Annotated in this window: 24 protein-coding genes and 1 pseudogene; 14 read left to right on the top strand and 11 right to left on the bottom strand. The window is 51.2% G+C overall.

Translation table 11 applies throughout. The features are described 5' to 3' along the window. Positions 1 to 245 precede the first annotated feature (245 nt). Entirely contained in the window at positions 246 to 1490 is a 1245-nt protein-coding gene (sstT, locus tag ACE15A_RS20845; protein WP_023246592.1) for a serine/threonine transporter SstT, read from the top strand. 98 nt (positions 1491 to 1588) lie between these two features. On the opposite strand, the gene ACE15A_RS20850 is transcribed toward sstT, so the two are convergent. Both ACE15A_RS20850 and uxaC read right to left on the bottom strand, forming a co-directional pair. After that, positions 1589 to 3076, bottom strand: a complete 1488-nt coding sequence (locus tag ACE15A_RS20850; RefSeq protein ID WP_023246593.1) for a UxaA family hydrolase — start codon at positions 3074 to 3076, stop codon at positions 1589 to 1591. Between the two features lie 14 nt (positions 3077 to 3090). Beyond that, on the bottom strand, positions 3091 to 4503 hold the full coding sequence (gene uxaC / locus ACE15A_RS20855) for a glucuronate isomerase (RefSeq protein WP_053508243.1): 1413 nt from the start codon (positions 4501 to 4503) through the stop codon (positions 3091 to 3093). Between the two features lie 474 nt (positions 4504 to 4977). Here uxaC and ACE15A_RS20860 point away from each other — a divergent pair. The 11 genes and pseudogenes from ACE15A_RS20860 to ACE15A_RS20910 all read left to right on the top strand — a co-directional run bounded on the left by ACE15A_RS20860 (position 4978) and on the right by ACE15A_RS20910 (position 12383). Beyond that, positions 4978 to 6276, top strand: a pseudogene (locus ACE15A_RS20860) (MFS transporter). Positions 6277 to 6469: 193 nt separating this feature from the next. Continuing rightward, positions 6470 to 7246 carry a transcriptional regulator ExuR gene (gene exuR, locus ACE15A_RS20865; protein WP_380911885.1) on the top strand — a complete coding sequence of 259 codons (777 nt, stop codon included), beginning with the start codon at positions 6470 to 6472 and terminating at the stop codon, positions 7244 to 7246. Positions 7247 to 7593: 347 nt separating this feature from the next. Further along, a complete protein-coding gene (yqjA, locus tag ACE15A_RS20870; RefSeq protein WP_023246598.1) occupies positions 7594 to 8256 on the top strand; it encodes a DedA family general envelope maintenance protein YqjA in 663 nt (220 codons plus the stop codon). A gap of 3 nt (positions 8257 to 8259) precedes the next feature. Beyond that, positions 8260 to 8643: an EnvZ/OmpR regulon moderator MzrA gene (gene mzrA, locus ACE15A_RS20875; RefSeq protein WP_053508244.1), complete on the top strand. Its 384-nt coding sequence runs from the start codon at positions 8260 to 8262 to the stop codon at positions 8641 to 8643. Positions 8644 to 8787: 144 nt separating this feature from the next. After that, positions 8788 to 9156 carry a DUF1090 domain-containing protein gene (locus ACE15A_RS20880; RefSeq protein ID WP_023246600.1) on the top strand — a complete coding sequence of 123 codons (369 nt, stop codon included), beginning with the start codon at positions 8788 to 8790 and terminating at the stop codon, positions 9154 to 9156. Between the two features lie 41 nt (positions 9157 to 9197). After that, positions 9198 to 9503, top strand: coding sequence for a YqjD family protein (locus ACE15A_RS20885; RefSeq protein WP_000031219.1), 306 nt, complete (start codon positions 9198 to 9200; stop codon positions 9501 to 9503). A 2-nt stretch (positions 9504 to 9505) separates the two neighbouring features. Then, positions 9506 to 9904: a phage holin family protein gene (locus ACE15A_RS20890; protein ID WP_000785626.1), complete on the top strand. Its 399-nt coding sequence runs from the start codon at positions 9506 to 9508 to the stop codon at positions 9902 to 9904. Next, complete coding sequence (locus tag ACE15A_RS20895) at positions 9901 to 10200, top strand: YqjK-like family protein (RefSeq protein ID WP_053508247.1); 300 nt, start codon at positions 9901 to 9903, stop codon at positions 10198 to 10200. Before ACE15A_RS20890 ends, ACE15A_RS20895 begins: the two co-directional genes overlap by 4 nt. A gap of 247 nt (positions 10201 to 10447) precedes the next feature. After that, positions 10448 to 10840, top strand: coding sequence for a DoxX family protein (locus tag ACE15A_RS20900; RefSeq protein ID WP_023246601.1), 393 nt, complete (start codon positions 10448 to 10450; stop codon positions 10838 to 10840). A gap of 67 nt (positions 10841 to 10907) precedes the next feature. Next, positions 10908 to 11894, top strand: a complete 987-nt coding sequence (locus ACE15A_RS20905) for a glutathione S-transferase family protein (protein ID WP_053508249.1) — start codon at positions 10908 to 10910, stop codon at positions 11892 to 11894. A 123-nt stretch (positions 11895 to 12017) separates the two neighbouring features. Continuing rightward, the gene (locus ACE15A_RS20910) at positions 12018 to 12383 is read left to right on the top strand and encodes a DUF805 domain-containing protein (RefSeq protein WP_023246603.1); all 366 of its coding nucleotides are present in this window, start codon (positions 12018 to 12020) and stop codon (positions 12381 to 12383) included. Positions 12384 to 12421: 38 nt separating this feature from the next. Here the strand turns inward: ACE15A_RS20910 and yhaJ are convergent, their stop codons facing one another. Further along, positions 12422 to 13318 carry a DNA-binding transcriptional regulator YhaJ gene (yhaJ, locus tag ACE15A_RS20915; RefSeq protein ID WP_023246604.1) on the bottom strand — a complete coding sequence of 299 codons (897 nt, stop codon included), beginning with the start codon at positions 13316 to 13318 and terminating at the stop codon, positions 12422 to 12424. Between the two features lie 104 nt (positions 13319 to 13422). Here yhaJ and ACE15A_RS20920 point away from each other — a divergent pair, with 104 nt between their 5' ends. Together ACE15A_RS20920 and ACE15A_RS20925 are read left to right on the top strand one after the other, a co-directional pair. Continuing rightward, entirely contained in the window at positions 13423 to 14124 is a 702-nt protein-coding gene (locus tag ACE15A_RS20920) for a pirin family protein (protein WP_023246605.1), read from the top strand. A gap of 23 nt (positions 14125 to 14147) precedes the next feature. Further along, positions 14148 to 14315 (top strand): hypothetical protein, encoded by a 168-nt coding sequence (locus tag ACE15A_RS20925; protein ID WP_053508252.1) that lies wholly within the window; start codon positions 14148 to 14150, stop codon positions 14313 to 14315. Between the two features lie 112 nt (positions 14316 to 14427). Here the strand turns inward: ACE15A_RS20925 and ACE15A_RS20930 are convergent, their stop codons facing one another. The 8 genes from ACE15A_RS20930 to tdcA all read right to left on the bottom strand — a co-directional run bounded on the left by ACE15A_RS20930 (position 14428) and on the right by tdcA (position 25825). Beyond that, a complete protein-coding gene (locus ACE15A_RS20930) occupies positions 14428 to 15738 on the bottom strand; it encodes a serine dehydratase subunit alpha family protein (protein WP_023206301.1) in 1311 nt (436 codons plus the stop codon). 25 nt (positions 15739 to 15763) lie between these two features. Further along, a complete protein-coding gene (locus ACE15A_RS20935) occupies positions 15764 to 17095 on the bottom strand; it encodes an amino acid permease (protein ID WP_023246607.1) in 1332 nt (443 codons plus the stop codon). 315 nt (positions 17096 to 17410) lie between these two features. Continuing rightward, on the bottom strand, positions 17411 to 18775 hold the full coding sequence (gene tdcG / locus ACE15A_RS20940) for an L-serine ammonia-lyase (RefSeq protein WP_053508254.1): 1365 nt from the start codon (positions 18773 to 18775) through the stop codon (positions 17411 to 17413). Positions 18776 to 18844: 69 nt separating this feature from the next. Beyond that, complete coding sequence (gene pflB / locus ACE15A_RS20945) at positions 18845 to 21139, bottom strand: formate C-acetyltransferase (protein WP_023246609.1); 2295 nt, start codon at positions 21137 to 21139, stop codon at positions 18845 to 18847. Positions 21140 to 21172: 33 nt separating this feature from the next. Beyond that, positions 21173 to 22381: a propionate kinase gene (gene tdcD, locus ACE15A_RS20950; protein ID WP_023246610.1), complete on the bottom strand. Its 1209-nt coding sequence runs from the start codon at positions 22379 to 22381 to the stop codon at positions 21173 to 21175. A 66-nt stretch (positions 22382 to 22447) separates the two neighbouring features. Further along, positions 22448 to 23779, bottom strand: a complete 1332-nt coding sequence (gene tdcC, locus ACE15A_RS20955; RefSeq protein WP_023246611.1) for a threonine/serine transporter TdcC — start codon at positions 23777 to 23779, stop codon at positions 22448 to 22450. A gap of 20 nt (positions 23780 to 23799) precedes the next feature. Then, the gene (gene tdcB, locus ACE15A_RS20960; RefSeq protein WP_053508256.1) at positions 23800 to 24789 is read right to left on the bottom strand and encodes a bifunctional threonine ammonia-lyase/L-serine ammonia-lyase TdcB; all 990 of its coding nucleotides are present in this window, start codon (positions 24787 to 24789) and stop codon (positions 23800 to 23802) included. 97 nt (positions 24790 to 24886) lie between these two features. After that, positions 24887 to 25825 (bottom strand): transcriptional regulator TdcA, encoded by a 939-nt coding sequence (tdcA, locus tag ACE15A_RS20965; RefSeq protein ID WP_023246612.1) that lies wholly within the window; start codon positions 25823 to 25825, stop codon positions 24887 to 24889. Positions 25826 to 26737: the final 912 nt, after the last annotated feature.

Below are 26737 nucleotides of genomic sequence, written 5' to 3' on the forward strand. Positions count from 1 at the left end.
CGGGGTAACCTGCCCCATAAAAAACGCCCGGCGGCGCACACCTGCCGGGCGTTTTTGTTTAACATGTCACAATACTGTTAATATAAAGTTATAAAACATGATCACAGCAAAAAATCCAGGATATTTCGCTTCCCGAACCTTCAACTTTCCTTATACTCAACCAGGCAAACACTTTGTTACATCCTGAAAGATGCGCCGTAAGAGCGTGCAGGGGATGAACAGCAACACAATACAAGGAACATGAAATGGCTACGCAACGTGCATCAGGGCTACTACAGCGTTTAGCGCAAGGCAGTCTGGTTAAACAAATTTTAGTGGGTCTGGTACTGGGAATTTTACTGGCATGGGTTTCTAAGCCTGCGGCGGAAGCGGTTGGCTTGCTTGGCACCCTGTTCGTCGGCGCCTTAAAAGCGGTCGCCCCCATTCTGGTGCTGATGCTGGTAATGGCCTCGATCGCCAACCACCAGCACGGTCAAAAAACCAATATTCGCCCTATTCTCTTTCTTTATCTGCTAGGCACCTTTTCAGCCGCGCTGGCGGCCGTCGTGTTCAGCTTCGCCTTCCCTTCAACGCTGCATCTGTCCAGCAGCGCTCAGGATATCGTGCCGCCATCCGGCATTGTAGAAGTCCTGCGTGGCCTGCTGCTGAGTATGGTGTCGAACCCCATCGACGCGCTGCTGAACGCCAACTATATTGGGATTCTGGTGTGGGCCGTCGGTCTGGGATTTGCCCTGCGTCATGGTAATGAGACCACCAAAAACCTCGTGAACGATATGTCCAACGCCGTGACCTTTATGGTGAAACTGGTGATCCGTTTCGCGCCAGTCGGTATCTTTGGCCTGGTTTCATCAACGCTTGCAACCACCGGTTTCTCCACGCTGTGGGGCTATGCGCACCTGCTGGTCGTCTTGATTGGCTGTATGCTTCTGGTCGCGTTGGTGGTCAACCCGCTGTTAGTATTCTGGAAAATTCGTCGTAACCCTTATCCGCTGGTGTTCGCATGCCTGCGTGAAAGCGGCGTTTATGCCTTCTTTACCCGCAGCTCTGCCGCCAATATTCCGGTGAACATGGCGTTGTGCGAAAAACTGAATCTGGACAGGGATACTTACTCCGTTTCCATTCCGCTGGGCGCCACCATCAATATGGCCGGCGCGGCAATTACCATTACGGTTCTGACGTTGGCGGCAGTCCATACGTTAGGCGTACCGGTGGATCTGCCCACAGCGCTGCTGTTGAGCGTAGTGGCCTCGCTGTGTGCTTGCGGCGCCTCCGGCGTGGCAGGCGGTTCATTGTTACTGATTCCGCTGGCGTGCAACATGTTTGGTATCCCGAACGATATCGCGATGCAGGTGGTTGCGGTCGGCTTTATTATCGGCGTATTGCAGGATTCGTGTGAAACGGCGCTGAACTCGTCTACCGATGTTCTGTTCACTGCGGCAGCCTGCCAGGCAGAGGACGAACGTCTGGCGAATAACGCCTTGCGCAGCTAAGTTATTATTGATGCCGGATAGCGCGTGCTATCCGGCAGATCCGCTTGCCCGGCCTACGTTCGCAGATAAGACGCGTTAGCGTCGCCATCCGGCGCTTTTTATAAGGTGACACCACTCTTAAAGATCGCCAGCTCACGGAAGTCATTACGCTCGTTGCAGGTCTGCTTGCCGTTAGCAATCTTAACGATGGTATCGACAAACTCATTTAAGAGCTGCGGCATCGCTTTGCCCTGGATGAGTTGTCCGGCGTTAAAATCAATCCAGTGTTTTTTTCTGCTCGCCAGTTCGCTGTTGGTGGCGATTTTTACCGTGGGGACAAATCCGCCGTATGGTGTTCCTCGCCCGGTACTGAATAGCACCATATGGCATCCCGCTCCTGCCAGCGCGCTGGTTGCCACGGCGTCGTTACCCGGCGCGCTTAACAGATTCAGACCCGCTTTTTTCAGACGTTCTCCGTAACGCAGCACATCCACCACCGGGCTGGAGCCCGCTTTTTGAGTGCAGCCCAACGACTTATCTTCCAGCGTGGTAATACCGCCTGCTTTGTTGCCCGGCGACGGGTTTTCATAGATTGGTTGGTTATGGGCGATGAAGTATCGCTTAAAGTCATTCACCATCGTCACCAATTTGCTAAATGTCTCTTCATCACGGCAGTGGCTCATCAGCAACCGTTCTGCGCCGAACATCTCCGGCACTTCCGTCAGTACTGTGGTGCCGCCGTTGGCAATCACATAATCGGAAAATCGTCCCAGCATTGGGTTGGCGGTGATCCCTGACAGCCCATCCGATCCGCCACACTCGAGGCCAAATTTCAGCTCGCTCAGTTTGCCAGGTACGCGTCTATCGTGGCGCATTACGCTATAAAGCTGATGAAGATGTTCAACGCCCGCCTCGACTTCATCATCCTGATGCTGGCAAACCATAAAATGCACGCGCTCAGAGTCAAACTCGCCTAACGTGTCGCGGAACACGTCGACCTGATTATTCTCACAGCCCAGGCCAATCACTAACACCGCGCCCGCATTCGGATGGCGAACCATATTTTGCAGCATGGTGCGGGTATTAATGTGGTCATCGCCCAACTGGGAGCAGCCGTAAGTGTGGCTAAAAAGAAATACGCCGTCAGTGCCTTCTGCGTTGTCACTCTCTTGTAAAAAGCGCTTCTGGATCTGGCGCGCAATACCGTTTACGCAGCCTACGGTTGGCAAAATCCACAGCTCATTACGCACGCCAACGTCACCGCTAGCGCGACGATAGATCTGAACCTCCCGATCCGCAGGCTGTGACGGAGACGTCTGGAAATCAGGTTGATAGCGGTACGCATCCACATCGCTTAGATTGGTGCGGGTATTGTGCGCATGAATATGTTCTCCCACTGCGACATCCGCCAGCGTATGGCCGATCGGCAGACCATATTTAATGACATTTTCACCCATCGCTATGTCACGTAAAGCAAATTTATGTCCACGCGCAACATCCTGGCGTAATGTCACAGTTTGGCTATCGACGCTTACTGGCGTACCTTGCGCTAAATCGACCAGCGCTACCGCGACGTTATCCAGCGAGTGGATCCTGATGTATTGCATATCAACCCCAGACCTTAGTTCAGTTCAATGGCGAAATAATCACGCGCATTGTTAAAGCAAATATTTTTCACCATCTCACCCAGTAACTGGATATCAGCCGGCGCTTCGCCCGCGGCGACCCAGCGACCAATCATCTGGCAGAGTATGCGGCGGAAATACTCATGACGGGTGTAAGACAGGAAGCTGCGGCTATCGGTCAGCATACCGACGAAGCGGCTCAGCAAGCCCAGTTGCGCCAGTTGTGTCATCTGACGCTCCATGCCATCTTTCTGATCGTTGAACCACCAGCCGGAACCAAACTGCATTTTGCCGGGCATCCCTTCGCCCTGGAAATTGCCGATCATGGTGCCGATCACTTCGTTGTCGCGCGGGTTCAGGCAGTAGAGAATAGTTTTCGGCAGCAGATTCTGTTCGTTCTGCTTGCTGAGCAATTTAGATAACGCTTCCGCTATCGGACGGTCATTAATGGAGTCAAAGCCCACGTCCGGCCCCAGCAATGTGAACTGACGCAGGTTGTTATTACGCAGCGCGCCAATGTGGTACTGCTGAACCCAGCCGCGACGCGCATATTCAGCGCCAAGGAACACCAGCACTGCCGTTTTAAACTGCGCCACGTCGTGCTCGCTAAGGGTTTCTCCCGCCAGACGACGCGCCAGAATACCGTCCAGTTCAGCCTCGCTGGCTTCAGCGAACAGCACCACGTCCAGCGCATGATCAGAGACTTTACAGCCATGCGCAGCAAAGTAATCCAGACGTTTAGTCAGCGCGGTTTGCAGATCGCTAAAGCGACAAATGTCGGTATCCGCCGCCTCGCCCAGTTTGGTCATGTAATCACTAAAGGTTGCCAGTTCAATGTTGAACGCCTTATCCGGACGCCAGCTCGGCAACACTTTAATGTCAAAAGTGTCATCTTTCGCGATCGCGGCGTGGTGTTCCAGCGAATCGACAGGATCGTCGGTCGTACCTGCCATTTTCACATTCATCTGCCGCATGATACCGCGCGCGGAGAAAGCCTCCTGCGCCAACAGCGCGTTACACTGCTCCCAGATCTCATCCGCAGTAGCCGGAGACAGCAATGTACCAGTGATGCCAAACGGACGGCGTAGCTCCAGATGCGTCCAGTGGTATAACGGGTTGCCAATGGTATGCGGAACGGTAGCGGCCCAGGCGTTGAATTTCTCACGATCGGACGCATCGCCGGTACACAACCGCTCCGGCACGCCGTTGGTACGCATTGCGCGCCATTTGTAATGATCGCCTTTCAGCCAGATGTCATACAGATTCTTAAAACGGTAATTTTCGGCAACCTGTTGCGGCGGTAAGTGGCAATGGTAGTCGAAAATCGGCTGGTCTTTCGCATAATCATGGTACAGACGGCGGGCAAACTCAGTATCCAGTAAAAAATCTTCGGTCATAAACGGCGTCATGGTCATCATCCTCATCAACAAGAGCAGCAGATTGCTTATGTCTTGATGCCGTCAAAGTTATCACACCAATTTCCATATACTGAACAACTTTTCATGAGATAGATCAATAAACATCAACAAATAAATCCCCGTAAAAGAAATAAACTTCCCGGAAAGGCGCGCCAGAACTGGCATGGCTGAAACCAAATAATGACCACACTAAGATTCACGCATTTGTGATGTCATTCACCTTTTTAAGATGTATGACAAGTTATCTTTCTGCCGGCGCGATATATAAGCCGACGGAATGCGCAGTTATCGATGGCGTCACCATCGAATTGACCGGTACGGAAACCGAATGAACACAGTGGTTTGATGGCAGAGTCGGGGCGTACCGGATTTTTTTCCGATTCCCCTTCCTGAATGAACATCCCCCGCCGCGAGCAGGAAGATGGCCGTGTTCCTTGCGGAAATGACAAAACGATGAGGTTTTAGATGCGTAAAATTAAAGGGTTACGTTGGTATATGATAGCACTGGTGACGGTGGGTACCGTGCTGGGCTACCTGACGCGAAACACGGTGGCGGCAGCAGCGCCGACGCTGATGGAAGAGTTACACATCTCCACCCAACAGTATTCTTATATCATCGCTGCTTATTCTGCTGCCTATACCGTTATGCAGCCTGTCGCAGGCTATGTATTAGATATTCTGGGGACAAAAATCGGTTACGCTTTCTTCGCTATCGCATGGGCCGTATTCTGCGGCGCCACCGCGCTGGCGGGAAGCTGGGGTGGCCTGGCGTTGGCGCGCGGGGCGGTAGGCGCGGCGGAAGCGGCGATGATCCCTGCGGGCCTGAAAGCCAGCTCCGAGTGGTTTCCGGCGAAAGAACGTTCTATCGCCGTGGGCTATTTTAACGTCGGTTCCTCTATTGGCGCGATGATTGCGCCACCGCTGGTGGTCTGGGCAATTGTCATGCACAGTTGGCAGATGGCGTTCATTATCTCCGGCGTATTGAGTTTCATCTGGGCGATGTCATGGCTGCTCTTTTATAAGCATCCTCGCAACCAGAAAAAGCTGACCGATGAAGAGCGCGATTACATTATTACTGGTCAGGAAGCGCAACATCAGACCGACAATGCGAAAAAAATGTCTGCCTTACAAATTCTGCGTAACCGCCAGTTCTGGGGCATCGCTCTGCCGCGTTTTCTGGCTGAACCGGCATGGGGAACCTTTAACGCGTGGATTCCGTTATTCATGTTTAAAGTCTATGGCTTTAACCTGAAAGAAATTGCGATGTTCGCCTAGATGCCGATGCTGTTTGCCGATCTTGGCTGCGTTATTGGCGGTTATCTGCCGCCGTTATTCCAGCGTTGGTTCGGCGTAAACCTGATTGTTTCCCGTAAGATGGTCGTCACGCTTGGCGCTCTGCTGATGATAGGCCCAGGGATGATTGGCCTGTTCACCAGTCCGTACATTGCCATTATGTTACTGTGTATCGGCGGTTTTGCGCACCAGGCGCTCTCCGGCGCGCTGATTACGCTCTCCTCTGACGTTTTCGGGCGTAATGAAGTCGCGACAGCGAACGGCCTGACCGGGATGTCCGCCTGGCTGGCAAGTACCCTGTTCGCCCTGGTCGTCGGCGCTCTGGCGGATACTATCGGCTTTAGCCCGCTGTTTGCTGTACTGGCGGTGTTCGATCTGCTCGGCGCGTTAGTTATCTGGACGGTTTTGCAAAATAAACCCGCCAGTGAAACTACCGCCAGTCAGATACATGTTCCTGCAACACAAAGCTGATTCCCGACAGCGTGATAACCTGTTGATATAGCAAGTCGGTGGGAATTATCCCACCCGGCAAAAAAGTGGCAAAGGATTCAAACAGGCATCCGATTCACCAGGTCCGATGGCTTTTTCGTATGGTTGCGAGTGGTGGCGCCTTTACGAAAGTGGTATAACAAATGGAATCTGCCGTATCATGCCTGGAGCGCATATGGAAATCACCGAACCACGACGTTTATATCAACAGCTTGCCGCCGATCTGAAGGCGCGTATTGAACAGGGTCTTTACCACCCTGGCGATAAACTGCCCGCAGAACGATTTATTGCCGAGGAAAAAAACGTCAGCCGTACCGTGGTTCGTGAAGCGATCATCATGCTGGAGGTGGAAGGATATGTCGAAGTCCGTAAAGGTTCCGGCATTCATGTTATTTCCAACCAGCCCAGACACTATATCGTTCCGGATGAAAAGCTGGAATTCGCCAATTATGGCCCTTTCGAACTGCTTCAGGCACGACAATTGATAGAGAGCAATATCGCCGAGTTCGCCGCGACGCAAGTCACAAAGCAAGACATCATGAAGCTGATGGAAATCCAGGAAAAAGCGCGTAATGAAAAATGTTTTCGCGACTCCGAATGGGATTTGCAATTCCATGTTCAGGTAGCGTTAGCCACGCAAAACTCCGCGTTGGCTGCCATTGTCAATAAGATGTGGACACAACGCGTACACAACCCTTACTGGAAAAAATTGCATGATCACATTGACTTGCGCACGGTTGACAACTGGTGCGACGATCACGACCAGATCCTGCGCGCGCTGATTCGTAAAGATCCTCACGCCGCCAAAGTGGCGATGTGGCAGCATCTGGAGAACACGAAACAGATGTTATTTAATGAAACCAGCGATGATTTCGAATTTAATGCCGATCGCTATCTGTTTGCCGAAAATCCGGTTGTACACCTTGATACCGTCTCTGGCGGCGCAAAATAACCGTTTTTACCGCAGCAGGCGTGTAGATGGCGTCTGCCGCGGCGCTTGGTCAGCGTAAAGTATAAAGTGTCAGCCTGTGTAAATCCTCTCGCCACCCTCCTTTGCGATAAGCAAAATCAAAGCTCAACGACGCGTAATTTCTTTAACGGACTTCGTTGACCTTTGTTACAATTAGATGCATTTTGAATTTTTGTGTGTTAGTGCTTGCTTACTTCACAACTTAACAAGGAATAGTTCAGGCCGCGAATTTGCCGTTTCCGCAACGCTGATAAAAACTCCAACTCTGTTGCGGTAGTGCAAAGCTTAGATCACCGGCGTGACGTTAACCGATTCTCCAGGAATACTGAATGGAACTACTGACTCAATTGCTGAATGCCCTGTGGGCTCAGGACTTTGAAACTCTGGCCAATCCTTCCATGATTGGCATGTTGTATTTTGTGTTATTTATGATTTTGTTCCTGGAAAATGGGCTGCTCCCTGCCGCCTTTTTACCTGGCGACAGCCTGTTAATCCTGGTCGGCGTGCTGATCGCCAAAGGCGCAATGGGTTTTCCACAAACCATTTTGCTGCTTACCGTCGCGGCCAGCCTGGGCTGCTGGGTTAGCTATATTCAGGGCCGCTGGCTGGGGAATACCCGCACCGTGCAAAACTGGCTCTCTCATCTCCCCGCACATTATCATCAACGTGCCCACCACCTTTTCCATAAACACGGTCTGTCGGCATTATTGATAGGCCGTTTTATCGCGTTTGTCAGAACACTGCTGCCCACTATTGCCGGCATATCCGGCCTGAATAACGCGCGCTTTCAGTTCTTCAACTGGATAAGCGGCTTGTTGTGGGTGCTTATCCTGACGTCGCTGGGCTATCTGCTGGGCAAAACGCCCGTCTTTATGAAATATGAAGATCAGTTAATGTCATGCCTGATGCTGTTGCCCGTGGTGCTGCTCTTTTTTGGCCTGGCGGGTTCGCTGGTCATGCTGTGGAAAAAGAAGTATGGGAGCCGGGGATAACTTATGCTTAAAACACGCATAACTGCCCGACAACTCATTTGGATCAGCGCTTTTCTACTGATGCTGACCGTACTCATGGTGGCGTGGTCAACGCTGCGTCAGCAAGAGTCGACGCTAGCCATTCGCGCGGTTAACCACGGCGCCAGTATGCCTGACGGCTTTTCAGTTCTGCATCATCTGGATGCGAACGGCATTCATTTTAAAAGCATTACGCCTAAAAATGACATGCTGCTCATTACCTTCGATTCCCCTGCGCAAAGCGCCGCAGCAAAAGCGGTGCTTGATCAAACGCTTCCACACGGTTATGTCGTCGCTCAGCAGGACGATGACAACGAAACGGTACAGTGGCTGTCCCGCTTACGGGAAAGCTCACACCGCTTTGGCTAATCTCCAGGAATCCGAATCATATCACTCACTTTGGTGATTTCATTGTTTAATGACTATGATTAATAAAGCGGTGTTTAACCCACTGCGTTATTATCGGGATTACCGCCCCGGACAACGGGTCCGAACATAAGGGAAAGTTCAGGAATGAAATACCACATCGCTTTGGCTATCACGCTTTTTACGCTTAGCGCCGGCAGCTACGCTAATACGCTTTGTCAGGAAAAAGAGCAGGATATACAAAAGGAAATTAGCTACGCTGAAAAGCACAACAATCAGCGCCGTATTGAGGGTCTGAACAAGGCGCTCAGCGAAGTACGCGCCAATTGTACTGACAGCAAGCTACGCGCCGAGCATCAGAAAAAGATCGCTGAGCAAAAAGAGGAGATAGCCGAACGCCAACGTGATTTAGCCGAGGCAAAAGCAAAAGGCGATGTGGATAAAATAGACAAACGTGAACGTAAGCTGGCCGAGGCTCAGGATGAGCTAAAAAAACTTGAGGCCAGAGACTACTAAATTAACGCCAAATGTAAATACTCACTCACCTGGAGAAAACTATGTCGAAAGATAACACTACGGAACATCTGCGCGCTGAGTTGAAATCCCTGACTGATACGCTTGAAGAAGTGCTGAGCTCTTCGGGCGAAAAGTCGAAAGAAGAGTTGAGTAAGATTCGTAGCAAAGCCGAGCGCGCGCTGAAAGAGAGCCGTTACCGCCTGGGCGAAACGGGTGATGTGATTGCCAAACAGACTCGCGTCGCCGCCGCCCGCGCCGATGATTATGTGCGCGAAAATCCCTGGACAGGCGTAGGCATTGGCGCCGCTGTCGGTCTGGTGTTGGGCGTACTGCTGACGCGTCGTTAATTATGGCGGACTCTCGACAGGCACAAGGACCAGGCAAAAGCGTACTGGGTATCGGGCAGCGGATTGTCACCATTATCGTTGAGATGGTGGAAACCCGGCTGCGACTGGCGGTAGTAGAACTGGAAGAAGAGAAAGCGAACCTCTTTCAGCTTTTGCTGATGGTAGGTCTTACCATGCTCTTCGCTGCGTTTGGCTTAATGAGCCTGATGGTCCTGGTCATCTGGGCTATCGATCCTCAGTACCGTTTGAACGCGATGATCGCGACCACCGTTGTGCTGTTAGTGCTTGCGCTAATCGGCGGCATCTGGACGTTACGCAAAGCGCGTCAGTCCACGCTATTGCGCCATACACGGCACGAACTGGCTAACGATCGGCAAATTCTGGAGGACGATCAGTCGTGAGCAGCAAAGGCGAACGCGAAAAACGTAAAGCGCTGCTTCTCAGTCAGATCCAGCAGCAACGGTTGGATCTATCGGCCAGCCGTCGCGACTGGCTGGAGACCACCAGCGCTTACGATCGCGGCTGGAATACCGTGTTAAGCCTGCGCTCCTGGGCGCTGGTCGGTAGCAGCGTAATGGCCATCTGGACCATCCGTCATCCTAATATGTTGGTACGCTGGGCGAAACGCGGCCTGGGGATCTGGAGCGCATGGCGCCTGGTAAAAACTACCCTCCGTCAACAACAGCTCCGCGGTTAATGTCTTTTCTTTTATAGCATCGCGCCATCAGGTTATCACCCGCTTACTCCTGATGGCGCGATACTTTCAGACACCTCGTCTCTTCAGTAATCACTCAAATTTTTTGAAAAAATTTAGCAATTTTCCTTGCTAACAATTCCTGTACGCCACGTTTATGATTCTCTCCAGCGATAACAATGACGCTCTACACCGCGCCATTGCTCATGAAAATAGCAGCAGCAGCCGAATCGGCCTCCTGGAGAATAAAATGAAAAAATTAGAAGATGTTGGTGTACTGATAGCGCGTATTTTAATGCCAGTTCTGTTTATTACCGCAGGATGGGGAAAAATTAATGGCTATGCGGGCACACAACAGTATATGGAAGCGATGGGCGTACCGGGATTCCTGCTGCCGCTCACCATACTGCTTGAGTTCGGCGGCGGTCTGGCGATTCTGCTGGGGTTCCTCACCCGAACCACTGCGCTTTTTACCGCTGGTTTTACGTTGCTGACGGCATTGATCTTCCATAGCAATTTTGCAGAAGGCGTAAACTCGCTGATGTTTATGAAAAACCTGACCATTGCCGGCGGATTCTTATTACTGGCGTTAACCGGGCCTGGCACGTTCAGCCTTGACCGTCTGCTGAATAAAAAGTGGTAAGCAATCTATACTCAATTAAAAAAGCGAGGGAATAGCGCCTCGCTTTTGTCATCTGAAGGAGAGAGACATGGGACAACTGATCGATGGCGTCTGGCACGACACCTGGTATGACACCAAATCTTCCGGGGGGAAATTTCAGCGTTCAGCGTCGGCTTTCCGCAACTGGCTTACCGCTGACGGCGCGCCCGGACCTTCCGGCGAAGGCGGATTCGCCGCAGAAAAAGATCGTTACCATCTGTACGTTTCCCTTGCCTGTCCCTGGGCGCACCGCACGCTCATTTTCCGTAAACTGAAAGGCCTGGAGCCGTTTATTCCGGTTTCCGTCGTGAATCCATTGATGCTGGAAAACGGCTGGACGTTTGATGATGATTTTCCGGCGGCCACCGGCGATACACTCTATCAGCATGAATTTCTCTACCAGTTGTATCTGCACGCCGATCCGCACTACAGCGGCCGCGTCACCGTGCCGGTCTTATGGGATAAAAAGAATCATACTATCGTCAGCAACGAGTCCGCCGAAATCATTCGTATGTTTAACTCCGCCTTCGATGGGCTGGGCGCTAAAGCCGGAGATTACTATCCACCCGCGCTACAAAGCAAAATTGACGAGTTAAACGCCTGGATTTATGACAACGTTAATAACGGCGTTTATAAAGCAGGCTTCGCCACCAGCCAGCAAGCGTATGATGAAGCGGTAGAAAAGGTGTTTACTGCGCTGGCGCGCCTGGAGCAGATTCTCGGACAGCATCGCTATCTGACGGGCAACCAGTTGACCGAGGCGGATATCCGCTTATGGACGACCCTGGTACGCTTTGATCCGGTTTACGTGACTCATTTCAAATGCGACAAATACCGAATCAGCGACTACCTGAATCTGTATGGTTTCCTACGCGATATCTATCAAATACCGGGCATTGCTGAGACCGTTAATTTTGACCATATTCGTCACCACTATTTCCGTAGCCATAAAACGATTAACCCCACAGGTATCATTTCTATCGGACCGTGGCAGGATCTGCTCGAACCTCACGGGCGCGACGTGCGCTTTGGCTAATTTCAGGCGTCCTCCGGGACGCCTTATTAATTAATATCACAAATATTTACCAGCATTTCATTCGCGGCTATTCTTAGTTTGATTACTTTAAAAACAAGTGATTGAACGATTATTGAGGCGAAAATGGATTGGTATTTAAACGTTTTAAAAAATTATCTGGGATTTGGTGGCCGCGCGCGACGCAAAGAGTACTGGATGTTTATTCTGGTCAATATCATCTTTACCTTTGTGTTGGGCCTGTTGGACGCCATGCTCGGCTGGCAACGCGCCGGGGGTGAAGGCATTCTGACCACCATTTACGGCGTTCTGATCTTTTTACCGTGGTGGGCCGTGCAGTTCCGTCGTCTGCATGACACTGACCGCTCCGCATGGTGGCTACTGTTGCTACTTATCCCCATTATCGGCTGGCTTATCATCATCGCGTTCAACTGCCAGAATGGTACGCCGGGCGACAACCGCTTCGGCCCCGATCCGAAACGTTTTTCCTGATGGCGGCGCGGCGCCGCTTTTAAAGCGCCGCGCGCTATTTATTTTCCGGCGAATAGCTTAGGTATTTCCCGCAGACACCAGGCTTTTGCCTCGCCCATACTGTCGCGCCGCCAGGCCATAATAATATCGATTTCGCTGGTCGATTCCGGGCTGACCACGCGTAGCCGCCCTTCAGCAATATCCTGTTCCACCATCGAATACGGCATGGTCGCGACGCCAAGCCCGGCCAGCAGCGCCTGACGTTTATCTTCAATCGTGCTTACCGTCAGACGTGGCTGCTTATCCAGCAGTTGCACCGTTAATACCGGCCGCTCGCGCGCGGTATCCGCTACCGCTACGCCGCGGTATTTAACCCGCGTCACTTCCGAAAGCGGCTCCGGCTCCTGATGAATGGGGTGGTCAGGCGCGGCGACATACACATTTATTATCGTATACAACTTACGGGAGTTAATTTCCGACGACGACCGAAAATGCATATCCGGGGCGATGACGATATCCGCCCGTCCCTGCTCAAGCCGCTCCCATGCGCCAGCCAGTACTTCGGTAATCAAGGAAAGCTGCGTATTGGCTTTGGCGGCCAGCCGGTCGATCAGCGGAAAAAAAGCAGGCGTCGGCACCAGAGCTTCAGTGACCAGCGTCAGATGCGTTTCCCAACCACGGGCCAACGCTTCGGCATCCGTCGTTAACTTGTCTGCCGCTTCCAGCAATACCCGCCCGCGTTCCAGCAGCATACGACCGACGTTGGTGAATTTTGTACGATGGCCGGAGCGATCAAACAGTACAACGTCCAACTCTTCTTCCAGCTTCTGCATGGTGTAACTCAGCGCGGAGGGTACCCGTCCCAGCTCATCTGCCGCTGCGGCAAAACTGCCCCGGCGGTCAATGGCGTCCATCACACGCAATGCTTCAAGCGTCAGCGCTCTCTCTTTAGCCATAGCGTTCTCATTCAGGAAATTTGAACATACCGGGCAGAATATCTGGCTAACAATACAGCGTCCAGCCCCTTAACATAAAAGGGAGTAAAGAGAGGTTAATAACGATGATTACGACCCGAACCGCCAAACAATGTGGACAGGCAGACTATGGATGGTTGCAGGCCCGCTACACCTTCTCCTTTGGACACTATTTCGACCCTACACTGCTGGGCTACGCTTCGCTGCGCGTGCTGAACCAGGAAGTACTGGCGCCGGGCGCCTCTTTTCAGCCTCGAACTTATCCAAAGGTGGATATTTTAAACCTGGTTCTGGACGGCGAAGCAGAATATCGCGACAGCGACGGCAACCATGTACAGGCTAAAGCGGGCGAAGCGTTACTGCTCGCCGCGCAGCCGGACATTAGCTACAGCGAACATAATCTCAGCAAAGTTAAGCCGTTAACCCGAATGCAACTGTGGCTTGACGCCTGTCCTGAACGGGAAAACGCGCTGGTACAAAAAATCCCACTCTCGGCGGCGCAACAACAGCTTCTTGCGTCGCCCGACGGTGAGCAAAACAGCTTACAACTGCGCCAACAGGTCTGGGTACATCATATTACGCTGGAGAAAGGCGAATCGCTTAATTTCCAGCTTCACGGGCCGCGCGCCTATTTGCAGTCGATTCACGGTACGTTCCACGCGGTGACGCCCAATGAAGAACGCGAGGCGTTAACCTGCGGAGATGGCGCATTTATTCGTGATGAACCTAACATTACGCTGGTTGCCGATACGCCGCTGCGCGCATTACTGGTAGATTTACCGGTGTAGCCAGCCAGAAAAGGAGTCGTAAGATGAGCAAAAAATCGGCGAAGAAACGTCAGCCCGTGGTAAAACCTGCTGCCGTACAGGAGGCGATGAGCGCCACTGTGCCGCTGGGCTATGAAGAGATGCTAACCGAACTGGAAGCAATCGTGGCGGACGCCGAAGTCCGGCTGGCAGAAGAAGAGGCCACAGCCTGAAATCATGCCGGATGGCAGCGCAAGCGCCTGATCCGGCCTACAGCGGGTAGGCCCGATAAGCGCAGCATCATCGGGCAACATAACGCCCCGACGTCATGCCGGGGCGTTATTATTAATGCGCTTTACTGGCCATAATCTCGATGATCTGCTTGTCTGTCTGCTGCATTGAGCGACACGCCAGCGAACATAAATTCGAAATAGATTGTTCGACATTGTGTGCCACAATCCCTTCGTTTCCGGTCACCGCCGTATCGTCCAATGCCATCAGCACGGCTTTCCACGCCGCCGACGCGCTGGTGGAGACTTTCATCGCGCAGCTATTCGACGCGCCATCGCAAATCATCCCGCTGACATCGCCAATCATACTGCTGATAGCCATTGCGATAGTGTCATAACGACCATCTATCAGCCACGCCATACCCGCCGCCGCGCCCATCGCCGCCGTGGTTGCCGCGCACAGCGCCGACAAACGCGGAAGCTGATGGTGAATATAGATAGCGCTCAAATGCGATAACATTAGCGCACGCGCCAGACGCTCATCATCGGCGCCGACATGTTCAGCAACCACCATGACCGGCACTGTGGCGGTAATCCCCTGGTTGCCGGAACCGGAGTTGCTCATCGCGGGCAACGTTGCGCCGCCCATTCGGGCATCTGACGCCGCGCTGGTACGGATCAAAATCGCCGTGGAGAGATCTTTCGCCAGCAGACCGCGATCGCACTGTTTGGCCAGCGTCGAACCGATATGCAGCCCCCAGGAACCACGCAGTCCCTCCTGCGACAACGCGCCGTTTAGCCTGGCCGCATCCAGAATAAAGCGGATAGCGTCAAAGGGCACCGCATTCACAAACGCCAGAATCTCTTCCAGCGAGGTATGAGACAGCACTTCCAGTGGCGAGGTTTTTTCTTCTCCCTGTGCATTATCGGCCTGGGTAAACACTACACCCTTGTCGGTTTCTATCCGCACGATGTTTGTATGATCGCCAACGATCGTGACACATGCCCAGCTATCGCCGCTATAAACTTTCGCCCGTGAAAACAGGATATCATTACATGGCTCCTGCAACATCACCGCGACATGTCCGGCGGCCAGCATCGCTTTTGCATCGGCAACCGCTTTAGCGGAAGCGTCTTTTAACACCTCCAACCCGGCTTTCGCATCACCGCCCAACGCGCCAAGCGCCGCGGCGATCGGTAGCCCTACCATTCCCGTTCCTGGAACGGTAACGCCCATACCATTTTTCATCAGATTGGGCGAAACCCACGCGTCAATGCGTTCAACTGTGCCGTCAAGTTCAGCCGCCGCTGCCGCTGCCGCCAGCGCCAGTGAAATTGGCTCAGTACACCCCAGCGCCGGTTTTACTTCTTCCTGTACGGCCAGGATAAAACTTTGCCACAATGGATTTATTTTAGATTCAAACATAACAACAACCTTAATCTCAGGTATATCAAGAGAATGCCAGGAACGGAGAAACGCATAACAGCAGACCGGTAATAATAATCAGGTACAACGAGGCGCCTTTATATTTGTGCAATGCGGGAACCTTGTAGACCAACCATGCCGGAATTAAACAGCCCACCATACCGAAGATAGGGCTACAAATAGAGGTGAAGCTCAGTACCGGCGCGTTGAGCACAATGGCACTCCAGGCCAGCAAAATAGCGAAAAGCATAATGCCGCGCTGTACCAGATTTTCATTGATCTTCTCTGCGGGTATTTTGCGGCGCAGGATATTCATCACAATGCCTTGCGTCGCTTCGCGGAATCCTAAGTAAACGCCAAAGAAGGCGGTCATTACGGCAAAGATGTTCAGAATCACGCTGACCACTTTGACCCAGCCAGCACCATCGCCGCTAATAAATTGCGCGGCGATCGCCAGGGCGGAAATATTCTGCTCATAGGCTTTCACCGCTTCGTCATGCCCCATCGCCAGGGTGAAGGAAACCGCATAGAAAAAGACGGTAACGAACAGGACGCCAAACGCGATATTCATGGCGCGCAACGCTTTATGACGTGCGACCTCAATAGATTTTTCGCGTGAACGGTAAGAGATCACCATTGGGCTTAACGTCTGGATAAACAAAATCGAGGTCAGCGTAAACGGCAGGGTAATAATGGCGTTTTTAATCAGCAGGGCCATCGGCGGCAGCGCGCCAATGTTATACAGGTGCCACATACCAACCATGGATACGCCCAGCGCCGCAACAACCAGTAGTTTGGTCAGTACCATACCCGTGGAAATTTTGAACAGTAATTTTTCACCGCGTGAGGAAATCGCCACCAGGATGCAAATCAGCACCAGACCATAAAACGGGCTATCGGAAAGTAAGCCTTCCGTTACGCCGAAAGTATGCAGATAAGAGGCGCTGTCGTTAGTAATCGCCGTAGAATAGACGAACATCCAGATAACCAGCATGACGAAGTAGAGCGCGCCTAATAAAATACCCCAGTTTTTGCCCAGATAGCCGCTGATCACGCTGGGGTAGTCTTTACATTCCGGGGATTCCGCCAGCGTATTAATAAACAACCGCTGGAACAAGTACATGGCCGGATAACCAATAATAGAAGAGAGTAAAAAGACCCAAAGTCCCATCAGGCCGACCTGGACAGGAAGGAAAACGATCCCTGCGCCGATCGCCATCCCGATACTCATAATGACCCAACCGGTGTCGGTACTATCAAATTTGATGGCCTCACGCCATTCGCTTTCTGTCATCCCTGCCCGACGCGCCGGGGCTGATGCGTCGAGGATTACGCTGGTATTACTTGCCGATTCCATAGAATTCTCGCTCAATGTGTAGGTAGAGGTTTTTTTATTTTTCGTGCCGCAGCAAGGCGATGTGCAGAACGTGAGGTGCAGGTACTTTCTTGTAATAAGAAAATCATACGCGCACGATAAGAGAAAAACTTACCAATCAAACACCTATATTTCTTGTGGGTTAAGAATTATTTTCTATTTACTATTCGTTTAATATTGTTATTTTCTCTATTTGAAGCGGATCACAACAAAAAAGGACGCACTAAAGTGCGCCCTTTTTTCATGCTTCTGTCTTCTGCGTTATCCCATAGCCTGATAACTCTGCGCCTATCGGGCCTATCTACAAACGACTTTAATCGCCAGGCCGCCGCGCGACGTCTCGCGATATTTGTCGTTCATGTCTTTACCGGTTTCGTACATGGTTTCGATCACTTTATCGAGCGAAACCCGCGGTTCGGAGGTACGGCGTAGCGCCATTCGCGCCGCATTTACCGCTTTAACGGCGTTAATCGCATTACGTTCAATACAAGGGATTTGCACCTGACCCGCCACCGGGTCACAGGTGAGGCCAAGGTTATGCTCCATCGCGATTTCCGCCGCAATGCAGACCTGCGCCGGGCTGCCGCCCAGTAGTTCTGTCAGCCCCGCCGCCGCCATCGAACACGCTACGCCAACTTCGCCCTGACACCCCACTTCCGCGCCGGATATCGAGGCGTTCATCTTGTACAGCGCGCCAATCGCCCCCGCCGCCAGCAGATAACGGGCGATAGAGTTGGCATTGACCGGACGACGGAATTTGTCGTAATAGGCCAGCACCGCGGGAATAATTCCGCACGCGCCGTTGGTCGGCGCGGTGACCACTCGCCCGCCCGCCGCGTTCTCTTCGCTCACGGCCAGGGCGAACATGTTAATCCAGTCGATGACGTTCATCGGATCGCGGGAGAGATTATCGCTGGAGACCAACAGACGCCGTAACGCTACCGCGCGGCGTGGAACGTTCAGCGGCCCCGGCAGAACGCCCTCAGTATTCATACCACGCTCAATCCCGGCCAACATCACCTGCCAGATGCGGGCAAAGCCAGCGTCAATCTGCTCTTTGCTACGCAACGCCAGTTCATTTTGCATCATCAGGCCGGAAACCGAGAGACCCTGTCTTTCACACAGCGTCAACAGTTCGCTGGCGGAATGAAAATCATACGGCACCGATTTTTCTACGTCGTGCGACTGACCAAAGCGTTCCTCTTCGACAATAAAGCCGCCGCCGATAGAGTAATACGTTTTACGTAAAAGCAGCTTTTGTCCGTTCCAGGCGGTAATACGCATACCGTTTTCATGGCGTGCCAGGGTTTCAGCGTGAAAGAGAATACTGTCGGCAACGGGAAAATCCACCACATGCGCGCCCCCCGCAACCGATAAACGGCTGCTGCGGGCAACCTCCTGGATAAATGCCGGAATGCTATCAATATTGACATCCTGCGGCGTATTGCCCGCCAGGCCCATAATGATGGCGGTATCGGTCGCATGGCCTTTGCCAGTCAGCGACAGCGATCCGTAAAGATCAACCGTGATGCGCGTTGTTCGCGGCAGGTCGCCGCTGTCGGTCAGCCGATCGATAAAACATTTTCCTGCATTCATTGGCCCTACGGTATGGGAGCTTGAAGGTCCAATGCCGATCTTAAAAATATCAAATGCGCTAATCATATCTCCCCCTAAGATTACCGTTCAGTGAAGATCCGTCGCGGGGCGATCCACACGATCGCCCCGCTCACGTTACATCGCCTGAGTAAAGGTGCGCGAAATAACGTCCTGTTGCTGCTCACGAGTCAGCGCATTGAAACGCACGGCATAGCCAGAAACGCGGATCGTCAGGTTCGGATAGTTTTCCGGATGTTCAATCGCATCCAGCAACATGTCACGGTTCATTACATTGACGTTCAGATGCTGCCCGCCTTCCACCTGTGCTTCATGATGGAAATAGCCGTCCAGCAGGCCGACCAGATTGGTTTTCCGCACCGCATCTTCTTTCCCGAGCGCCGCAGGCACAATCGAGAAGGTGTATGAAATACCGTCTTTGGCGTAGGTAAACGGCAGTTTCGCCACCGACGTCAGCGAGGCCACCGCCCCTTTACGGTCACGACCGTGCATCGGGTTCGCCCCCGGCGCGAACGGCGTTCCGGCACGACGTCCATCCGGCGTATTGCCGGTCTTCTGCCCGTACACGACGTTCGAGGTGATGGTCAAAATGGACTGCGTCGGCACCGCATTGCGATACGTCGGCAACACGCTAATTTTTTGCATAAAGCGTTTCACCAGGTCGCAGGCAATGCTGTCCACGCGCTCATCGTTATTACCATACTGCGGATACTCGCCTTCAATAGCGAAGTCAATGGCAAGGCCGTTTTCATCGCGAATCGGCTTCACCTGAGCATACCTGATGGCGGACAGGGAATCCGCCGCCACCGACAGTCCGGCGATGCCGCACGCCATCGTCCGATACACATCGCGGTCGTGCAGCGCCATCAGCGAGGCTTCATAGCTATACTTATCGTGCATGTAGTGAATGATGTTCAGCGCGCTGATGTACTGCACCGCCAGCCAGTCCATAAAATGGTCGAGGCTCTCCATTACCGTGTCGTAATTCAGCACCTCATCCATTAACGGCGCGGTTTTCGGCCCAACCTGGATTTTCAGTTTCTCGTCAACGCCGCCATTGATAGCGTACAGCAACGTTTTGGCAAGGTTGGCGCGCGCGCCGAAGAACTGCATCTGCTTACCGATGACCATCGGACTGACACAACAAGCGATGGCGTAATCGTCGCTGTTAAAGTCGGTACGCATTAAATCGTCGTTTTCATACTGCAAAGATGAGGTCACGATGGAGACCTGCGCAGCATATTTTTTGAATGCCACCGGTAGCGCTTCAGACCACAGTATGGTCAGGTTCGGCTCCGGCGCTGGCCCCATCGTGTGCAGGGTATGCAGATAACGGAAGGCGTTCTTCGTCACCAGCGTGCGGCCATCAAGCCCCATCCCGCCAATAACTTCGGTGGCCCAGATCGGATCGCCGGAAAAGAGCGAGTCAAATTCCGGCGTGCGCAGGAAGCGCACCATACGGATCTTCATGATGAAATGGTCGATCAGCTCCTGCGCCTGCTGCTCTGTCAGGAGGCCCGCATTGAAATCGCGCTCAATGTAGATATCAAGGAACGACGCGGTTCGCCCCAACGACATTGCACCGCCATTTTGCGATTTTACCGCCGCCAGATAGGCAAAGTAGAGCCACTGTACCGCTTCCTGCGCGTTTCGCGCCGGACGGGAGATATCGTAGCCGTATTTCGCCGCCATCTCCTGCATTTGCAGCAACGCGCGACGGTGCTCCGCCAGCTCCTCACGCAGGCGAATCGTCGCCTCAAGATTCTGTCCCCACTCCAGATTCGACTGCAGGTCGGCGAATTGCAGCTCGCGTTCGCGCACCAGATAACGGATGCCATACAGCGCGACGCGGCGATAATCGCCAATAATGCGCCCGCGACCATAACCATCCGGCAAACCGGTTAATACACCGGATTTACGGCAGCGCAGCATATCCGGCGAGTAAACATCGAATACGCCCTGATTATGGGTTTTCCGCAGGTCGGTAAAGGTATATTCAAAATCGGCGTCCATTTCGCGGCCATAGGCATGGAATGAACTTTTGATCATATTAACGCCGCCAAACGGATGCAAAGCGCGTTTAAGCGGCTTATCCGTTTGTAAACCGACGATTTTTTCCAGCTCTTTTTCAATATATCCCGCATCGTGGGCGGTAATTGTCGTCGCGATGTTGGTATCGAAATCCACCGGTGCATGGGTCGCGTTCTCGATACGTATTCCCGCCATCACCTTTTCCCACAACGCCGTGGTCGCTGGCGTCGCATCGGCGAGAAAAGACTCATCCCCCTCATAAGGCGTATAGTTATGCTGAATAAAATCACGGACATTAATTTCTTCTTTCCAGTCCGTACCTTTAAAATCACGCCATGCTTCGGCATACAGCATATCGCTGGTATCGATATTTACCTTCATGAAAAATAATCTCTCTACAGAACAACTGTTAAGTTATGCAAATTCCACTGGTGCTTTCACGTTGCCTAAATGAATGGCATCAAGGGCAATCATTTTCTCTTCATTTGTGGGAATAACAGCGCAAATAACCTGAGAAGGGTTAGCGGAAATAATACGCTCGCCGTGATAATTCGGCTGCTTATTCATTTCAACGTCTAACGTAAGCCCCAGTACGCGCAGATGTTCAATCACCAACTGGCGAATTAATACTGAATTTTCACCAATACCGCCGGTAAAAATAATGCCATCCAGCCGATGTAACGATGCCGCGTGTCCGGCAATATGACGGGCGATACGGTGGACAAACGTTTTTATCGCTAACCGGGCGCGCTCATGTCCTTCGTGCCAGGCTTTTTCCAGGATTCTAAGGTCGGATGACAAACCGGATATGCCGAGCAAACCGGACTCTTTATTCACCACTCGCTCCAGATCGCTCAACGTCTGCCCGGTTTCTTTGGCTATCCACGCCATCGCGCCGAAATCAACGTCGCCGCTGCGAGTGCCCATCATCAGCCCCTCCAGCGGCGTCATCCCCATTGAGGTATCCACGCTCTGACCATTGCGTACCGCGCAGATAGACGCCCCATTGCCCAAATGCGCGACAATCAAACCCGAGTTTTTTTCATCGAGGTCAAGTAGTTCATAGGCGCGCCGCGAAACATAGCGATGCGACGTACCGTGAAAGCCGTAGCGCCGCACGCCCAGGCTGGAAAAATATTCCCACGGTAATCCGTACAAATAGGCTTCCGGCGCCAGCGTCTGGTGGAAACTGGTATCAAATACCGCCACCTGTCGCACGCCCGGGAAAAGGTGCCGCGCCGCGTCAATACCGCTTAAATTAGCGTAATTATGCAGCGGCGCTAAAGGCGATACCCGACGAATATTATCGATAACCTCATCGGTAATAATTACGGACTGCGTAAATAGCTCTCCACCGTGCGCGATACGGTGGCCAATTAATGCCACGCTATCCGTTAAATCACGTTTTTCCAGCTCAAAGGCAATGGCTTTTAACGCGTCCTCATAATTAGGGTGCGCGAGGTTTATCGGCTTATCGCCATTAATAGATAAAAAGGCGTTTTCAGTATTAATTCCATCTGCTATTCCCGCCATTAAAACATCACAGGTAGCGACATCCAGTACAGAGAATTTAATAGAAGATGATCCGCAATTAATGACCAGAACGACCGGAAATTCATTCATGTAGTGACTCCGTCGATGTCAACCTGCGTCCACGCCCTATGGCGGAACGCAGGCTGAACGAGAGGATTAGAACAATTTGTAGACGATATTCAGGATGGTCAGCAGACCAATCAGGGTGACGAACACGTTATCCAGACGACCACGGTACTTCGCCAGCGACGGCGCTTTACGAATGGCGTACATCGGCAGCAGACATAACAGTGAGGCGATAATCGGCGCGCCCATCGCTTCAATCAGATCCAGAATGTTCGGGTTTGCATAAGCCACAACCCAGGTAGACCCCATAATGAAGATCATGCTGATGGTGTTAAGCTTGCCCATGGAGACTTTGGTTTTATCGCCTTTATAACCGAACTTCAGCACCAGGCCGTTCAACCCTTCCAGCGTCCCCAAATAGTGACCGAAGAAAGATTTGAAGATAGCAACCAGCGCAATGATAGACGCGCCATACTCCAGCACCGTTGCAAAAGTGGATTTTGTCCCCGACAAAGAGGCGAAATGGTTGGCCAGGTAGGAAAGCACTGGAATGTTCTGCGCTTTCGCATCCGCCATGTTCTGCGGGGAGAGCGTAAACAGGCAGCTAAAGGCGAAGAACATCACCACGGCGACCATCAGCATACTGGCGCGAGAGATGATCTGTGAACATTTACGTTCGGTAAAGTCGCGACCAAACTCTTTCTCATACTCTTCACGCTTAGACACCACGAACGAAGAGACGATGGGCGAGAAGTTAAAGGAGAACACCATGATAGAAATTCCCAGCCACACCGTAACCAGTATGCCATCGTGCCCGGTCAACGCGATATTGCTGAGATTAACCTGATCGATAACCGCCGAGTTCCAGTAAGGAATCAGCGATAATGAGATTAGCACCAGGCTGGCGATAAACGGCCATACCAGGTAACTCATCACCTTAACCATCAGATCTTTACCAAACCAGATCACAAAAGCCATCAGCAGCAGCAAGAACAGCGCCACGAAGCCGCGGTTCAACGCTGGCATCTGCAACTGGTTTTCCCAAAACGTCATGAACGTGTTAGTAATGGTGACGCCATAAATCCACAGCAGCGGACAAATCGCAAAGAAGTAAAGGAACGTGATAACTACCCCGCCCGTTTTACCAAAGTGCTCTTCGACCGTTTCCGTAATATTGCCGGACGGATTAGACCCGGATAAACACAGACGCGCCAGCGCCCGGTGACAATAGAACGCAATGGGGTAAGCTAAAACCAGCATCAGCAGAATGGGGATAAGCCCGCCAAACCCGGCGCGGATAGGGAAAAACAGCACCCCGGCGCCAATGGCGGTACCAAATAAACCCAGTGTCCACGTAGTGTCCGATTTACGCCATGACGACTGTTTTGTCTGGCTGGATACAATGCTATCAGTAGTACTCATATCCTATCCTCACGAAAAGATTAAGCGTCAACTAAACCCGTAATTTGTGATACACGAGAAAGATCGATATTACCGCCAGAAATAATACTGACCGTTTTTCTGTTCTGAATATGGCTATCTAACTTTCCGCTTAATAATGCTGCGCAAGCCAGAGCGCCAGCGCCTTCAGTAATAACCTTATTGCGCTGAATTAAAGCGATCATACTGTTACGAATTTCATCTTCGCTAACCAGGACAATGTCATCGACTAATTCACGTACGATTTCATAGGTTAAATTACCCGGGCGGGAGACATCACAACCATCCGCCAGGGTGCCGGTCGTTCGGTGCGTGGTTATTTCGCCAGCGTAATAAGACGCCGCCATACCGTGAACATTTTCGGCCTGCACGCCGATAACTTTAATGGTGGGGTTAATCGATTTAATCGCAATGGCAATACCTGCAATTAAACCGCCACCGCCAATAGGCACGATGACATTATCGACATCGTACAGATCTTCCATAATTTCCAGACCAATAGTGCCCTGTCCGGCAATGACTTTTGGATCGTCGTAAGGCGGAATAAAAATGCGGCCTTCGGTTTCGACAATTTCACTCACCTTAGCAATGGTGTCATTGAAGTTGTCGCCGTGGAGCACCACTTCCGCCGAATAATCACAGGTGGCCGCCACTTTAGACTTTGGCGCGCCCTTCGGCATCACGACTTTGCCGTCAATACCAAGCATTGCACAAGAAAGAGAAACGCCCTGTGCATGATTACCTGCGGAACAGGCCACGACGCCTTTACGTTTTTCAGCCTCCGTTAACGAGCTAAGTTTGTTAAAAGCGCCACGAATTTTAAATGAACCCGTACGCTGCATATTTTCAAACTTGAGAAATATTTCGCCTTTGCAGTGTTCACTAAAATAGTTAGAGCGAGGCATTCCCGTTTTATATATCTTCCCCGCTAGTCTTTTTTTCGCTTCGAGGATATCTTCAATTGCAACCGGGAGATCGTATGTAATGTGCATTATAACCTCTTAACCTGGGTATTAAAAATAAGTTACTGTTGCCCACTGTTCAAAAAAGACAGATGGCGTCAATTTCGCTAAATATGTTTATTCCATATCATTCAATTTCTATTAACTGCCTGCGTCTGTATCCATTATATGATGAATATTGCTTAGCCAATTCCACTAATACTGAAGCGGCTTTTTTTATACGATAATTTTTAGACCATACTGCCGCATAACGTGCGACGGGTAACGTGTCTTTTATTGGTATGGTGATAAATTGATTAGAGCCAAAAGGCGTGGTCATATCGCAGGGAATAACAGTTAAGAAATCAGCATTGAGAACAAGATTATATATCGTGACGACGGAATCTGTTTTAACAATGTTTTCGATGCTGATGCCATTTCGTTGTAGAGTGGTGAGTAATTCGCTGTAGTAGCCCATATTCGTTTGCGGCAACACCCACTGTTCGTCTTTTAACGATTCCAGTGTGATGGTGCCGATGCATGTTCGGGACTTGCTGGCTACCAGGACAAACTCTGACTCAAACAGCGGCTCGACATGCAGATCCTGTAGCTGCATTTCATTACTGAGCGTACCGATAGCAAAGTCCAGCCGCCCGTCGCGCAGGGCCGGCAGGAATGAAGAGAGTTGGGCTTCGTACATGGATACCTGCGCTTTTGGAAATACCTCTTTGAACTTATGAATCATATCGGACATGAAGGTAAAGCCAATCAGCGAAGGAAAGCCAAACGAGACGTCAACGACGGTATTGCACGTCATACTGTTCATCTCGTTGATCATGTTTTTCATTTCGCGGGTGATAGATTCAGACCAGGAAAGCAGCACCTGTCCCGCTTCGGTCAACGTAACGCCGGTATTTTTACGTACAATTAACTCAACGCCAAAATAGGCCTCAACGTCGCTAATGATTTTACTGACGGCGGGCTGGGTTAACCCTAACGATTTTGCGGCAGACCCGATAGAACCACTTCTAATGACTTCCTGAAAGACCACCAAATGCTGTGTTTTAGGGAGAACAAGAGTATTCATATCTACCGCTCTGAAATAACATTGTGAACGGCAGGAAGTGTAGCAAATTAAATCTTAAAGGTTATGTGCGACTACTCACAAATTAACTTACCACAATCTTTATAAGGTCTTCATAAAATAAATAAAACTTCTTATTTCAATAAGTTACAAAAATAAACCAGTAGTTTAGTCTGATTTCAATCAAAAAATATGGCCGGGATAACAATATATTATGGCGATAACCAACCAATTCCCCCTCCCTATTTTCAGCATCCCATGAAGACGATATTTCAATCAATTACGGGACATTTTATAGGCAATTTCAGCGTTAAATTTAAAGCACAATTTATCAAATTTAAGTATAAATCAGGAGTAAATGCGCTTAAAAAGCGTTACGTATCACATTTTTTTACCTTAGTTGTTTTCAAATAAACATTTAATAAAAATTTAACCAAAATATTTCATACATTTAATTTTCATTTACAACAAATCATTTACACTGATTTTCTACTGTTTTTCAGGATGTAATTTTGTTAAAGAAATCGATTGCTTTTCACTTCAACTAAAAAGATCGAAATCCATAGCGTTTTGTGTTTCTCATCACAAAAACGAATAATATTATGTCACCACGGCTGTCAATTAATTGCCGGATGGTGACACTGGCGTCTTCTGCAACCTCTATACCCTTCACCGGCCTGATAAGCAAAAACCCGCCGAAGCGGATTTTATGAAGAGGTGAAACTGACCGATAAGCCGCTTTCTTTCGGGTATAGCGTCGTGGACAGTCATTCATCCTGCCGCCCTGTAAAAGCAAAAACCCGCCAGCTTACACTGACGGGGTTTATGAAGAGGTGAAACTGACCGATAAGCCGCTTTCTTTTGGGTATAGTGTCGTGGACAGTCATTCATCCTGTCGCCCTGTAAAAGCAAAAA

The sequence above is a fragment of the Salmonella sp. HY31 genome, from assembly GCF_042604575.1.
GTDB lineage: Bacteria > Pseudomonadota > Gammaproteobacteria > Enterobacterales > Enterobacteriaceae > Salmonella > Salmonella diarizonae.

Excerpts from the sequence above, each read along its gene's own strand:
- ACE15A_RS20885 (WP_000031219.1), top strand. The coding sequence starts at position 9,198 with ATGTCGAAAGATAACACTACGGAACATCTGCGCGCTGAGTTGAAATCC.
- tdcC (WP_023246611.1), bottom strand. The coding sequence starts at position 23,779 with ATGAGTACTACTGATAGCATTGTATCCAGCCAGACAAAACAGTCGTCA.
- tdcB (WP_053508256.1), bottom strand. The coding sequence starts at position 24,789 with ATGCACATTACATACGATCTCCCGGTTGCAATTGAAGATATCCTCGAA.
- yhaJ (WP_023246604.1), bottom strand. The coding sequence starts at position 13,318 with ATGGCTAAAGAGAGAGCGCTGACGCTTGAAGCATTGCGTGTGATGGAC.
- uxaC (WP_053508243.1), bottom strand. The coding sequence starts at position 4,503 with ATGACGCCGTTTATGACCGAAGATTTTTTACTGGATACTGAGTTTGCC.
- tdcD (WP_023246610.1), bottom strand. The coding sequence starts at position 22,381 with ATGAATGAATTTCCGGTCGTTCTGGTCATTAATTGCGGATCATCTTCT.
- pflB (WP_023246609.1), bottom strand. The coding sequence starts at position 21,139 with ATGAAGGTAAATATCGATACCAGCGATATGCTGTATGCCGAAGCATGG.
- ACE15A_RS20905 (WP_053508249.1), top strand. The coding sequence starts at position 10,908 with ATGGGACAACTGATCGATGGCGTCTGGCACGACACCTGGTATGACACC.
- sstT (WP_023246592.1), top strand. The coding sequence starts at position 246 with ATGGCTACGCAACGTGCATCAGGGCTACTACAGCGTTTAGCGCAAGGC.
- tdcG (WP_053508254.1), bottom strand. The coding sequence starts at position 18,775 with ATGATTAGCGCATTTGATATTTTTAAGATCGGCATTGGACCTTCAAGC.
- ACE15A_RS20890 (WP_000785626.1), top strand. The coding sequence starts at position 9,506 with ATGGCGGACTCTCGACAGGCACAAGGACCAGGCAAAAGCGTACTGGGT.
- ACE15A_RS20880 (WP_023246600.1), top strand. The coding sequence starts at position 8,788 with ATGAAATACCACATCGCTTTGGCTATCACGCTTTTTACGCTTAGCGCC.
- yqjA (WP_023246598.1), top strand. The coding sequence starts at position 7,594 with ATGGAACTACTGACTCAATTGCTGAATGCCCTGTGGGCTCAGGACTTT.
- ACE15A_RS20930 (WP_023206301.1), bottom strand. The coding sequence starts at position 15,738 with ATGTTTGAATCTAAAATAAATCCATTGTGGCAAAGTTTTATCCTGGCC.
- ACE15A_RS20900 (WP_023246601.1), top strand. The coding sequence starts at position 10,448 with ATGAAAAAATTAGAAGATGTTGGTGTACTGATAGCGCGTATTTTAATG.
- ACE15A_RS20910 (WP_023246603.1), top strand. The coding sequence starts at position 12,018 with ATGGATTGGTATTTAAACGTTTTAAAAAATTATCTGGGATTTGGTGGC.
- mzrA (WP_053508244.1), top strand. The coding sequence starts at position 8,260 with ATGCTTAAAACACGCATAACTGCCCGACAACTCATTTGGATCAGCGCT.
- exuR (WP_380911885.1), top strand. The coding sequence starts at position 6,470 with ATGGAAATCACCGAACCACGACGTTTATATCAACAGCTTGCCGCCGAT.
- ACE15A_RS20850 (WP_023246593.1), bottom strand. The coding sequence starts at position 3,076 with ATGCAATACATCAGGATCCACTCGCTGGATAACGTCGCGGTAGCGCTG.
- ACE15A_RS20925 (WP_053508252.1), top strand. The coding sequence starts at position 14,148 with ATGAGCAAAAAATCGGCGAAGAAACGTCAGCCCGTGGTAAAACCTGCT.
- tdcA (WP_023246612.1), bottom strand. The coding sequence starts at position 25,825 with ATGAATACTCTTGTTCTCCCTAAAACACAGCATTTGGTGGTCTTTCAG.
- ACE15A_RS20920 (WP_023246605.1), top strand. The coding sequence starts at position 13,423 with ATGATTACGACCCGAACCGCCAAACAATGTGGACAGGCAGACTATGGA.
- ACE15A_RS20935 (WP_023246607.1), bottom strand. The coding sequence starts at position 17,095 with ATGGAATCGGCAAGTAATACCAGCGTAATCCTCGACGCATCAGCCCCG.